This window comes from Leuconostoc sp. JNUCC 76, from assembly GCF_053667755.1.
This window is the reverse complement of record NZ_CM132206.1, coordinates 2090613-2103679: the sequence shown is the minus strand read 5'-3', so window position 1 is coordinate 2103679 and position 13067 is coordinate 2090613. Positions and strand designations below refer to the sequence as shown.

General features: G+C 33.4%; 13 protein-coding genes and 1 pseudogene. 11 read left to right on the top strand and 3 right to left on the bottom strand.

Going from position 1 to position 13067, the window contains the following annotated elements; all coding sequences use genetic code 11:
- The first annotated feature begins 2 nt into the window (after positions 1–2).
- From JNUCC76_RS10610 to JNUCC76_RS10570, 9 genes are all read left to right on the top strand, one after another.
- Positions 3–731 carry an L-ribulose-5-phosphate 4-epimerase gene (locus JNUCC76_RS10610; RefSeq protein WP_454154694.1) on the top strand — a complete coding sequence of 243 codons (729 nt, stop codon included), beginning with the start codon at positions 3–5 and terminating at the stop codon, positions 729–731.
- Positions 732–1076: 345 nt separating this feature from the next.
- Positions 1077–1250 (top strand): hypothetical protein, encoded by a 174-nt coding sequence (locus JNUCC76_RS10605; protein ID WP_454154692.1) that lies wholly within the window; start codon positions 1077–1079, stop codon positions 1248–1250.
- Positions 1251–2290: 1040 nt separating this feature from the next.
- The gene (locus tag JNUCC76_RS10600) at positions 2291–2824 is read left to right on the top strand and encodes a helix-turn-helix domain-containing protein (protein WP_454154690.1); all 534 of its coding nucleotides are present in this window, start codon (positions 2291–2293) and stop codon (positions 2822–2824) included.
- Positions 2825–3245: 421 nt separating this feature from the next.
- Positions 3246–4919: an NEAT domain-containing protein gene (locus JNUCC76_RS10595; protein ID WP_454154688.1), complete on the top strand. Its 1674-nt coding sequence runs from the start codon at positions 3246–3248 to the stop codon at positions 4917–4919.
- Positions 4919–5656 carry an NEAT domain-containing protein gene (locus JNUCC76_RS10590; RefSeq protein ID WP_454154687.1) on the top strand — a complete coding sequence of 246 codons (738 nt, stop codon included), beginning with the start codon at positions 4919–4921 and terminating at the stop codon, positions 5654–5656. Before JNUCC76_RS10595 ends, JNUCC76_RS10590 begins: the two co-directional genes overlap by 1 nt.
- Positions 5657–5871: 215 nt before the next feature.
- Entirely contained in the window at positions 5872–6075 is a 204-nt protein-coding gene (locus tag JNUCC76_RS10585) for an ATP-binding cassette domain-containing protein (protein ID WP_454154686.1), read from the top strand.
- Between the two features lie 50 nt (positions 6076–6125).
- Entirely contained in the window at positions 6126–6893 is a 768-nt protein-coding gene (locus tag JNUCC76_RS10580; protein ID WP_454154684.1) for an ABC transporter permease, read from the top strand.
- Positions 6894–7382: 489 nt separating this feature from the next.
- Positions 7383–8681 (top strand): pectate lyase family protein, encoded by a 1299-nt coding sequence (locus tag JNUCC76_RS10575; protein WP_454154682.1) that lies wholly within the window; start codon positions 7383–7385, stop codon positions 8679–8681.
- 209 nt (positions 8682–8890) lie between these two features.
- Positions 8891–9493, top strand: a complete 603-nt coding sequence (locus tag JNUCC76_RS10570) for a helix-turn-helix domain-containing protein (RefSeq protein WP_454154681.1) — start codon at positions 8891–8893, stop codon at positions 9491–9493.
- A 328-nt stretch (positions 9494–9821) separates the two neighbouring features.
- Here the strand turns inward: JNUCC76_RS10570 and JNUCC76_RS10565 are convergent, their stop codons facing one another.
- Positions 9822–10988, bottom strand: coding sequence for a SulP family inorganic anion transporter (locus JNUCC76_RS10565; RefSeq protein ID WP_454154679.1), 1167 nt, complete (start codon positions 10986–10988; stop codon positions 9822–9824).
- 74 nt (positions 10989–11062) lie between these two features.
- On the opposite strand from JNUCC76_RS10565, the pseudogene JNUCC76_RS10560 reads away from it, so the two are divergent.
- Both JNUCC76_RS10560 and JNUCC76_RS10555 read left to right on the top strand, forming a co-directional pair.
- Positions 11063–11279 (top strand): annotated as a pseudogene (locus tag JNUCC76_RS10560) (site-specific integrase); the annotation flags it as partial.
- A gap of 91 nt (positions 11280–11370) precedes the next feature.
- Entirely contained in the window at positions 11371–11979 is a 609-nt protein-coding gene (locus JNUCC76_RS10555) for a helix-turn-helix domain-containing protein (protein WP_454154677.1), read from the top strand.
- Positions 11980–12258: 279 nt separating this feature from the next.
- Here the strand turns inward: JNUCC76_RS10555 and JNUCC76_RS10550 are convergent, their stop codons facing one another.
- Together JNUCC76_RS10550 and JNUCC76_RS10545 are read right to left on the bottom strand one after the other, a co-directional pair.
- The gene (locus JNUCC76_RS10550) at positions 12259–12609 is read right to left on the bottom strand and encodes a PH domain-containing protein (RefSeq protein ID WP_454154676.1); all 351 of its coding nucleotides are present in this window, start codon (positions 12607–12609) and stop codon (positions 12259–12261) included.
- Positions 12610–12619: 10 nt separating this feature from the next.
- Positions 12620–12985, bottom strand: coding sequence for a TetR/AcrR family transcriptional regulator (locus JNUCC76_RS10545; protein WP_454154674.1), 366 nt, complete (start codon positions 12983–12985; stop codon positions 12620–12622).
- Between the last annotated feature and the right edge of the window lie 82 nt (positions 12986–13067).

Sequence of the window (13067 nt, the reverse complement as noted above, 5' to 3'; positions counted from 1 at the left end):
TTATGTTAGAAAAGCTAAAAAATGAAGTTTATAAGGCTAATATGGCGTTGCCTAAATTAGGATTAGTAACATTTACATGGGGAAATGTTTCAGGCATTGATCGTGAAAAAGGGCTATTTGTAATAAAGCCCTCTGGCATTGAGTATGACCAATTAGAACCTTCCGATATGGTTGTGGTTAATTTGGACGGGAAAGTTGTAGAAGGGGATCTCAATCCATCTAGTGACACACCTACACACGCTTATCTCTATCAGCATTTTTTAAATATAGGTGGTATCACGCATACGCATTCGCCTTGGGGCGTTTCGTTTGCTGCTGCAAAAATGGATATACCAGCTGTCAGTACAACGCACGCCGATACATTTTATGGGGATATTCCTTGTGCACCAGCTCTAAGTGAAGAGGAAATTAAAACGGCCTATGAACTAAATACTGGGAAAGTCATTGTAACAGAGTTTGAGCATCGTGGGCTTTACCCAGACGCGACGCCTGCTGCCTTGGTCAGTCAACATGGCCCATTTACATGGGGTGCGACTCCAGAGAAATCTGTATACAATGCTAAAGTATTGGAAGTATCAGCAGAAATTAGTTACCATGCTCTGCAGTCAACAAGATCAGAAATTCATGTTCCACAATACTTGTTAGACAAACATTACTACAGAAAGCACGGTGATAATGCTTATTATGGGCAGTCATCAGCGCAGTCAAGAAATCACATTACGCACGCCTAATATAATAAACAAGGTCTACCTAAATAAATAAAATGAACCCGCTAACTTGAACAAATTAAATGTTCATAAAGTTAGCGGGTTCATTTTAGGTTTCGTAAAATAGTTTACCGTCCAAAGGAGTAATGATTAATTTTTAAAAAATATTGACAAACGTTTGTCATTCATGTTTAAATAGTACCCATGCTTATAAAAACGTTATCCATGGGGGAGAAAATATATGAATAAAGCATTAAAATTAACAGTAGGATTGATTACTACTGAGACAGCTGTTGTAGGTGGAACGGCTGGATAAGAATTTACCGTCATGGAAACGCTTATATTAGTGAATAAAGCAGGATATAATATATGAAAAAAGATTTATTACAGGTAATGATTCCAGTTGCTATTTTAACAATTCCACTGAGAATATTATATAGTGATTACCCTAAATTACTATGGCTGTGGACTATTCTATACTTTTCTATTGGATTTACTAGTTCTTATGTTATAAAAAAGTTAGATAAAAAAGGTAAGAAATAAGCTCACATTAACTTGTGGGTTTTTTTGTGTAATTATAGCCATACACTGTCTACAATTTATATCCGTAGGGATTAAAACGGCTTATACAGGACTAGAGAGCTAGAGTTACGCCACAGAAAGGAAAAACGAATGTAAGTGAAAAAGATTATAGTAAATTAGTAGGGCAACATTTTGACTATAGACCATATGCAATGGATATGAACAACATGTTTGTAAATATATAAAAGTAGTACAGCTGATATTATTTTTTATAGTTACGTAATTAAGGATAGTAATAACTTTATGAAATACTTAGATTTTATTACAAAAAATCAGTTTAAACTAGGAATTTTTGATATCAATAAAAACTTTAATTTTGATATTGGGAATATCATCGGATAAAACATTAGATGATATTGCGAATGCTGGCGTATATTTAGCTTTATTAAAAGTGTAACCTAAATAATTAACAAATAAAAACTTCTACAATAGTAGGGGCTTTTATTTTTAAAGTAATTAATTTCACAAAAACTATTGACATACGTTTATCATTCATGTTTAAATAGTACCCATGCTTATAAAAACGTTATCCATGAAAATGGAAATGGTTGCAGTACATTAAAAAATTGATAGAACAGGTGATTCTGTTTATATGACTCAATAAATAGAGGTACACCATTTTGAAAGATCATTTATTCGAAAATTTTATTGTGATATCTATATTGTCATATATCTTAAAAAAGTTCCCTGATATGTTAGGAACACCGTTTTGGTTTTGGGATATTGTTTACATGGTGGTTGGTTTTGTAATTTTATCGCCGATAGTTAATTTTATTAGTGACAAATATTTCAGAAAAAATGATAAATAAATGCCATTTATTGGTGAGCTCGCATTAACTTGTGGGCTTTTTTTATTCAAGCGTTCGGTTTAATTGTACAATCGACCATTTAAATACTGATACATCAATATATGAATTAATTTTCTAGTGACTTTATTAGATAGACAGAATATATTGGATAGATAGTAATGAATACGTTCCTTAAAATAAAGGAGAAAATAAATGGATATAAGTAGCATACTAAAAAAGAAGCGAAGAGATCATAAATTAACGCAGGAACAGCTAGCAGAAAAAATTTTTGTTTCTACAAAAACAATTTCGAATTGGGAAAATAATAAAACCACGCCAGATATAGATAGCTTGATTATTTTAGCTCAATTATTTGATTTATCTTTAGACAATTTATTATTGAAGGGATCAAAGATCGTGGAAAACATAAAAAAACAGGCTGATATCAGAAGTACAAAAATTTATCTAAACTTTGCAACTATCACCGACTTAGCCTGTCTATTTATATTAGTAACCCAACCAATTTTTGGTAACCTGTCTTTGCCTGCTCTTATCATTTTAAATTTAGCAATAATAAGTAATTGTGTGATTATTATTTATTTTGGTAATAGATTAATCCGACTAACAAAAAATTTTGAACTAGCTAATATGCCTAGAGAAGTATTTCGTAAAGCTATTCTAAATGGCGTGATTTGGGGAAGTATAATTGGTATGTATTGTGAAAAAATTTTCAAAGTGACTTTGTGAAGTGCCAAAAAGGGTAGGAAATCAAAATTTTACAACGAGCTAAAATTGTTGATACGATGCTTACTTTAGTTAACGTTGTGAATGTTAAGTTTAATCAGTCCAGCACTAAAAAACGACGTAAATTTTGAACTTGAATCGTTCAGGCAATATTAGATTCATCAAGTCAAGAATCGAAATAGAATACCGATAGATAACCGCTTCATTAAATCATTCAAATTGTTTGATATGTACCACATTAAGGGGATTTTTATGTTACAAAAACTTTTTTTAATTTTTTAATGAATATTTTTCCTTTGATATTTATATAAAATTGGAATATAATTGCGATTATAGTAAAAACTTGCGCGGCTAACACTGCGCCTTTTTTTATACACTAAAATACTTATCACATGATAAGTACCATATTTTATCGGAGGACATTATGGAGAAGAATAAAGTTTTAGTACTAGCGGGAACTTTGGCAATTTCAGGGACAATCCTATTAAATAGTGATGTTGCCAACGCGGCTGACACAACGAGCGCAACATCCATTGCCACTACAGCAACATCAAGTTACCAAAACGGTACTTATACAGCAACTGCCACCTTGTATAAATCAGGAACTGCTACTGCATCTACAATGGGCCGTATGGTCAACAGTAAGGTAGATGTGACGATTAAAAACCAAACAGCTATTGTTACGTTGACTTTCGGACAATCAAGTAATTCCGATATGGTAAAAGCTTGGACAATTGACGGTGTTGAAGCGACAAAAAATGGTCAAACTTTTAGTTTCACAATACCTGTTTCGGATTTGAATAAAACTTTACAATCAACTGTACGTATAGAGGCCGTGTTACCTGGGGGAATGTCCTTCACTGAGACACAACCTGTTGATCTTAAACTAAGTGATTTAACTTTGGTAGCTCGTGATCCCGAAGAAGTTGCCTCCGAGGAGGCTGCGAAAAAAGCGGCCGATGAAGCGGCGGCAGCTAAGGCAGCGCAAGAGGCTGCAGACAAAAAAGCAGCCGATGAAGCGGCGGCAGCTAAGGCAACACAAGAGGCTGCAGACAAAAAAGCGGCCGATGAAGCTAACAAAGGAACTACCGCACAATATTCAGTCAATCTCTATAAAGCAGGTACCACAGAGTCTTCAATGATGACATCAATGGTATCACCAACTACTACTGTTGTGACCAAAGATAATAAAGCAACAGTCACTTTGAGTTTTAATGATACCACAACAATTGATATGGTTAAAAGTTGGACCATTGATGGTATTGCCGCAACCAAAAGTGGAAAAAGCTTTGTTGTTGTATTACCTGCATCAGACCTAGGTAAAACGCTCCATTCAGTAATTAGTATCTCCACAACAGTTGCAGGTCAGCCCTTCAGTGAAACGCAATCGGTTGATATGTTATTAAAAGAAAAAGATAATACTACAGGTACAGGTACAGGTACAGGTACAGGTACAGGTACAGGTACAAGTTCACAAGGATCCAAGCTACAAGATTCACAAACATCAAACACTGGTGATCAGCCAGCAACACCTGCAAATACTAGTCAGACAAAAACTTCGCAATACTCAGTCAAAATCTATAAAACAGGTACCAAAGATCCTTCAATGATGACATCAATGGTATCACCAATTGCCACTGTCTTGATTAAAAACGGTCAAGCAACGGTCACTTTGACATTTAAAGATATGGCAACAATCGATATGGTAAAAAGTTGGGTCATTGACGGTGTTGCTGCAACTAAGAGTGGACAAAATTTTGTCGTGGTGTTGCCTGCATCAGACTTAGGTAAAACACTTCATTCAGTAATTAGTGTCTCTACAACAATTGGTGGTGTACCATTTAGTGAAACGCAATCAGTTGATATACTGCTACAAGCTGATGCATCAAACTCGAATACGTATTCAAATACAGGTAATAGTGCCCAGAGTTTTTCAACGCAAACCATTGGTCACGATGTACCCTTAACAGATCGCCTATCAAGTACAACAAAACTACCTAAAACCGCTACTGAAAATAGTACAGTTGCATTGCTTGTGGCAGGGTTATCTTCAGGAATTTTGGCTGTAAGTGTTTGGTTTAAGAAGGTATTGCGTTAATGCGACGATTTAAGTTATTTGTACTTACTTGTTTTAGTTTGATATTAGGCCTGGGTATCGTTGGGGACTCAATTTCAGCAGATACTTATTCGGTCCCTTTCAGGGTAGTCAAAGATGGATCAGCAGAGACATCTGTGGCTGATCAGTATTTTCAAAATCCGGCAACAGTTGCAATCGATGGTGACCATTATGTAGTTATCATGACAATTAAAACGACCCATGACTTGGGTCTGTTTCCTGTATCTGTGACGGATTTCAATGGTCAAACACCGACGATTTCTCGAACAACCCAAGGTAATACAGACTATTATCAATATCAATTTACTGCAGCTAGTTTGGATTCACGCTTGGATGGCCACATGACGGTAAATATTCAGTCAATTCGATATAATCATTATTATGGCTACGGTGTAGTTTTTGATATCAGTAGCTTGCCTAAGATTGGTGCTAACAATGAATCATCATCTTCATCATCTTCATCAGCAAGCTCATCTAGCGCAGTTTCGTCGAGTTCGTCAGTACAATCATCATCGAGTTCTTCGGCCTCTTCGTCTCAATCCTCTTCTTCATCAAAAAAGGCAGTAGTTAAAATCGTGCCACATGTGTCTGTTAGCAAAAAAAATAAAAAAGAAGTTTCAACGACCAAAAATAACAAATATGTTTTGTGGCCATGGTTGTTAGTAATTGCCCTTGGTGTTGCAATATCCGTTATGTTAGAGAGACACATTCGGAAATAGCGTAAATGATTTTTATCATTCCGACTATCGATAAAGTGGTTCCCATACTTAAGAAACTTTACTTAAAGATATTTTTTTATTGTGCGATCCTCTTTGCTTAGGAGTAAATTATTTGTACGTCTAAATAATTTTAATTCACTCAAAAGTTGATTAAGAATATAGAGAAGAAAATAATGGCATTACATTAGTAGAATTAAAACATGTAAGTAAAAAATATGAAACAAAACTTCGCAATAGACAAAGTTAGTTTTGAGGTTGAATCTGGACACATTGTTGATTTAATTGTCCCTAGTGGGGCTGGTACATCAACAATGATGCGCGCGATTACCGATTTAATGAGTTATTCATCAAGTACGGTTTCATTTGATGGTCGACCGATTACTTTTAGTAATCATCAAACATTAACCAAGCTAACCTAGAAAAATCATCGTTGGATATACTGGAAGTAGACGTTAAGGGGAATTAAGTTGTGTTAACATTACTGAAACAAGAGTATTATAAAGCTTTTAAACAAAACAAATTATACATCTGGTTAATCTTGAGTTTTATATTTCCAATAACTATTATTGGCATTTTTAAATCACAAAGAACTACTGCGGCAGTTATTAACTTGGGACAGGCCTTATTATATGTACAACTGATTGGCATTATCATTACTGCCTTGTCAATATCACAAGAATTTAGTTTTGGAACAATTAGACCACTTTTGTCACGTCGTTTTAGTCGTGGCAGTGTGTTTGTCAGCAAGTTATTGCTTAATTTAAGTGTATTCATCGGTCTATTTGCAACAGCCTTTGTCGGTACTGTCTTGGCAGTGGTCTTATTTATACCAAAATATGACTTCAGTAAGAACTTAGGTTACACAGGAAACAGTTGGCAAACCATGATTGTTGCTGTGATTGATACCACCATCCAAATGATTTTTGTGTCATCATTGGTCTTGATGATTACGAGTTTGGTTAAACATTCTGGCGCAGCCATTGGATTGGGCGTTCTCATGATTGTGGCAACTCCGCTTTTGGGTGCCATTTCGGTAAAGATAATTGATTTAGCTGCTTTTTTCAAGTGGAACCCCTTTAATATTTATCTCGGTATGACTAATATAGGGCAATGGCCCCCGTCTCTCATGAAACAAGCCATGCAAATATCACAAAATGGATTAATTGTTGCTTATCTGATATATATTGTCTTGATGTACGGCATTGCCTATCTTATTTTTAAAAATCGTAGTGTTTGACTCTTGGACTAAAGCATGCAAAGTTCAGTTAATTTGAGTTATTGTCAATGCTCTAAACAGGCTTGTCTGTAAATTTTTTCACTTCACACATACACATAATTGCTCTGATACTAAAAAACGGATTATTTTGTTTAGTCCGTAAAATAAAGTATAGAAGTATCTTTTATGTCAATTTGTTATTCACAAGATTTTTAGTAACCATATTATCCAATGATTCAGTCATTATCCTAAATATAAGTTTGTCGTCTTCATCAAAATAAAAAGCGCAAGATACTTATAAGTATCTTGCGCTTTTTATTTTGCACTAGATTGGTTTGACGCACATATTTAACTGATAACTATCCAGATAAACGCTATAGTAATTTGATTTCCTCATTAGTTTTTCCTTATATACAACTACGCTTATACATTGTGAAAAACTTTACTTTGTATAACACCAATTGTATAATTTTATCTTGTGTTACAAAAATATTATCTTAGGGGGATTTTATGAAGTTAAAATATTCAGGACACAGTCATTTTAGATACATTGTGGCTATTGCTTGGGGGGTATCTGTAATAAATATATCAAGTTGTATCCATGCAGCAGCTATTTCACCAAGTTTACAAAAGACAGCTCGTGAAGTAGCTAACTCGTCACAGGGATTTGCTAGTGGTACCAGTGGCGGAACAAAAGCAGATAATACACATATCTATACTGTATCTAATCGGACTGATTTAATGAATGCATTAGGAAATCAAAATAATCAAACAGCTAAAATTATTTATATTTCTGGAACAATAGATATGAACATAGGAAGTAACGGGAAAACTTTAACTGCTGCAGATTATGCAAATGGTACGGGCTATAACTTTGCTACATATTTAAATACCTACAATCCGACTAAGTATGGTAAAAAAATGCCTACTGGAACTCAAGAAATAGCGCGTGATAAGGCCCAAAAAAACCAAGCTAAACAAATCCAATATAAGGTGCCTTCTAACACAACAATAATTGGTACCAATAATGCTAAAATTACCGGTGGGAATATGGTTATTAACGGTAGCAATGTTATTGTACGAAACATTACCTTTGAAAATGCCTATGATTATTTCCCACAATGGGATCCTACAGACGGAACTAGTGGTAATTGGAATTCTCAATACGATAATTTAACAGTTACTGGTGGGTCAAACGTCTGGGTGGACCATAATCAATTCTCTGATGGTAGCCAAACTGATAATAAAAATGGTTCATATTATGGTCGTGAGTACCAACACCATGATGGATTAGTAGATATTGTAAATGGTGCTAATAACGTGACTTTATCTTATAACCAGTTACAAAATCATGATAAATCAATGAACATAGGTAATAGTGACTCTAAAACCAGTGATTTGGGTAAACTACAAGTAACGATGCATCACAATCATTTTGACAATCTTATTCAACGGCAGCCACGTGTTCGTTTCGGGAAAGTTCATATTTATAATAATTATTATTCTGCCACTGATTCATCTATTTACAAATTTATGTACGCTTTTGGCCTTGGTAAACAATCACGAGTTTACGCTCAAAATAATACCTTCGATGTGCCTACAGCCTCTATTAATGATATAGCAAAAGTATTTGGTGGAAAGAATTTTACTGACAATGGTAATCTACTAAACGGAAAACAAGTAGAAGGTATATCGAAGCTAAATAAATTGAATCCAATTACATTTTTTCCGAACTACAAAGCTTCATTACAGGATTCAACAACAGTTAAAAATGATGTCAATGATAACGCTGGTCCAATACTTAGATAATAAAATTTAAAAATTTGACTAGGTGAATCTGATTTAATCTGTCATTTATTTAACAATGAATGCAAAGTTAACATTTAAAAATTGTTATAGACGCTAAATAAACCCAACTATGCTTTATCTGATCGAAAAATAAGACAAGCAATAAATCATTGCTTGTCTTATTTTTATTTTATGTTCAAACTATATTTATAAACTCAGGAGGACTCATTATGAAATTTGGTGAGCGCTTAAAAAATGCAAGGTTAGATATGGATTTAACTCAAGAAAATGTCGCGAACGAACTTTTTATCACTAGGCAAACGATATCTAGTTGGGAAAACGAAAAAACTTATCCAGATATTTCTAGCTTAATTAAACTAAGTAATTACTATCATATTTCTTTGGATGTTTTACTCAAGGAGGATACAGGTATGCGAGAAGACTTAGAAAAGAAATATGTGTCAGTAAATATGAAAAAGGTATATTGGAAATTGAACTTATCTTTTTTTGTTTTGTTTATGTTATTCATCGCTAATATATTAGAAATAGTTCGTTTAGGTGTATTTTACATACCAATATTATTTGTGTTGATTTTTGTTGGAATGTCGATAGATAATCTTGCTGAATTTGATACAGCAAGTTCTTTAGGATTAAAATATACATGGGGAAAGTACGTTTCAGGTGATAAAGGGTTCAAATACACACTGATAGTTCCTATTGCTATGTTTTTATTTGGCGGATTATGCTTATATTTACATAAAGGAAATCCATGGGGCTCTTTTATTTTTGCTGCTCTTTTAATTTGGATACATTATGATGGTAACAAAAAATGATTTTTAACAATAAGATCTGGACGCACTTAATAATATAATCTGATCAAGAGTTTACAGACAACTTATCTGTTTTAATGAGACGAAATAAAATTAAATGTTGATATGTTCAGTCAAATCATGAGTTGCAAAATTTATTCCGAATTTTTGATATATGGGTCATTTTAATATATTGCATATTGCAAGAACATGCGTAGCCTATATTCCTTATTATAAAAAGCAAAAGCAGATATCTAATTTTTTACTTGGTAGCTGTTTTTTCGTGAACATATTAATGATATACTGGCTACTTTTGACCTATAATTCATTCTTTTGAAAATACTGTAAAATTCTAAGCTACCTTGATATGAAAGATGTATCGATATATAATCGATAAAATAATTCCTGAAAAAACACCAATAGCCAAATTATGCGTCATTACAACAACTAAAACAGTCAATATCATTACTGTTAAATCTGCTATTTTGATGTTTTTATTTAAAGCAATGCTATGCCAATCAAAAGTTGCGATTGATACAGTAATCATAATGCCAATTAAAGAGGCAGTTGGAATAGCTAACATGAGATTTTTAAGGGCAAATACAAAAACAAATAAGACGATTCCACTGCTAAGAGTGGATAAACGTGTACGTCCTCCTGATTGAACATTCATGACTGATTGGCCGATCATTGCACAACCACCTTGCCCACCTAATAAACTAGTGATCACATTACCAATACCCTGACCAATGGATTCTTGTTTACTATTACTATTTGTTTTTGTCATGTCATCAATCAGAGGAATAGTCAATAATGATTCAATTAATCCAACCACTGCAATACCTAGAGAGGTTGGTAATATAATGAATAATGTATGAAGGTTCAAAGGAATACCCGGCAGTCCCAAATGTGGATTTATAGTCGAATTATTTGCTAAAGTGCCAATGTTTTCAAAAAATCCTTTAAATAATATGGCAATAACAATACTGATAGTCATGATAATAAGTGCAGGGGGAATTTTAATAAACCAGCGGGGTAATATATACATACTCATAATGCTGATGACAATCATGATGATAGATGCTAAAGATTGATGTGGAATCTGTTGTAGTTGCGCAATTAAAATCATTATAGCTAATGCATTAACAAATCCTTGCATAACACTTTTTGGCAAATATTCAATCAATTTATGAACATTGATTAATCCAAAAATAAGTTGTATTATTCCAGCTAACAAGGTTGCTAAAATCATATATTCCATTCCGTGTTTAGCAATAATATCCGTTAATAATAAAGCTATAGATCCAGCTGCGGCAGATACCATTGCTGGTCGTCCGCCGAATATTGATAAGACAACTAAAGTTATGGCAGATGAAAAGATAGCATATAATGGTGGAACACCTGCAATGAGAGCAAAACCACTCACTTCAGGTAAAAGGGCGATAGCCGTTACTAGTCCTGCCAAGATATTTTTTGAAAAATTCGTTAGATAATTATTCCTAATGTAACTAATATACATATCAACCTACTTTTATTTTAAAATTTGACACTACGCCATGTGGTTTATTATAGCATTGACCATGAAAGCAGTCCCCAGAAAGTCATATTACCGAGAAACAATTCTACAAGATTACGGATAAGGTTAGTAATCTCTTAGGGATTAACTAGGCACCCATACTATTCGTCAAACTATAATATTGGCTTAGTAATCCACTTATTAAATCACTCTAGTGAAGCGATGGCTCTAACTTATTTAGTTTTGGATCAAGCGAGTCGTGAAATGATGCTAGACCAGATCAATTTTGGATAAAAAAGCTTTATATCAACTACGCAAGAGAAAATTGCTTGTTGTTTTTACTGTTTTTTAGGATAGTACAGACATCAAGAAAGGAAGTAAAAAAATGAAATTTGGGGATCGCTTGAAAAAATCTCGTCTGGAGAAAGGATTAACTCAAGAACAAGTTGCACAAAGGTTCTACGTGACTCGTCAAACTATATCTGGTTGGGAAAATGAAATTTCCTATCCAGATATTATAAATTTGATTAAGTTGAGTGATTATTATCACGTTTCGTTAGATACGCTTCTTAAGGAGGATAGAGGTATGCGTGAATATCTGGAAAAAAAAGAGGTTACAAAAAGCTTAAGACCAGTATATAATATGCTGATGTTTACTGACTTATTATTAATAGTGTTGCTTATTAGTGATATTATAGACTTTATCAAACTGGGAATTTTATTTATTCCTACGTTATTTCTAGTATTATTTACGGTCTATGCTTTAAATCGATTAAAATCTTTTGATTCTTCAAGTTCGCTTGGTCTAACGTATGAATGGCAGAAATATCTATCAGGATATAAGGGATTAAAATATGCACTTGTATTACCAGCTTTTATTATATTGTCAGGATTAATTATATCCGCACTAAAAGGTATGCTAGTGGGCGGGCCAATATTTCTGGCTGGTTTAATTGTTTTAATTCTTATTGTGATTAAAAAAAGATGGCATTAATTTCGGTATGGCAAGTCTCTTTGGTTTAATAATATTTGGAATTATGCCTTCTTGTATGAATAAAAGTATTCAAGTTTTTATTCAAAATAAAATATCTAGAAAGACATACTAAGAGGAGATGGAATGTTATCCATAGACTGACTATTTGGTTAACACAAAATCAATATTATCTAGATTGTGATTGTTATATTGTCTATCATTAAAAAATTGCTAACACAGTAATTTCAAAAGAACACATGCATATCCTTCGGGAATGTATGTGTTCTTTATTTTTAGTATTTAAATAGTGTTGTTATTGATCAAGTCAACGACACCTTCAGGATTATTGACTCCCAAAATTAACCGAGTATACTGTTCATTTTTTAACTGAATTACTACCGGTTTATTTTCTCTCTTAATATTAAAAAAACTCTCTTCGCCATCTTTTTTAAAACTACCAGCCCAATATCCTGGAAGAGAGGTTCCTGGTGCGCGTAGGCCTTTGCTGTCATTTAAAATGCCTGTATCAATTGAAGCTCCAACTACGTTTTGTATTGGAATTTCAATCTTATTTTTCAATGCAGCTAGTTTGTTAATTCCTTGTGGTACCACTAGTAATTGATGATTTTTTATTGTTACTTTGTTTAACATTTTAGCTACCTCAATCTATTAATCCGCTGTGCTTTAATAATTCTAAGCCTATTTTTTCCGCTATTTGTTCTTTTTGATGTTCTGCATACCATGTTTGGACAATATTATATACTGCACTATTTCTTGATGTTACCTCTAGCATTGCCACTATAAGAAGCCCCCATTTCAATTGATTATTTTCTCCTTCTAAGCTTAATTTGAGAGCCGAGATAAACATACCTTGCTTACTTCCAAATGTGGCGTACAGGCTACCTCTAAGAAGTCCTGTACGTTCCACAATGTCATCTAATGAGGTACCATTGTAACCATTTTCTATAAATAGTTGTCCGATTTGATAGAGAATATCATCTGTGTCAAAACTTTTTTTTCTGCCCATAACTGAATTATATATTTATTTGACTAATTAGTCAAATAAATATTATATAAATGATCCATAAAGGGAAATAACTTATTGCTTT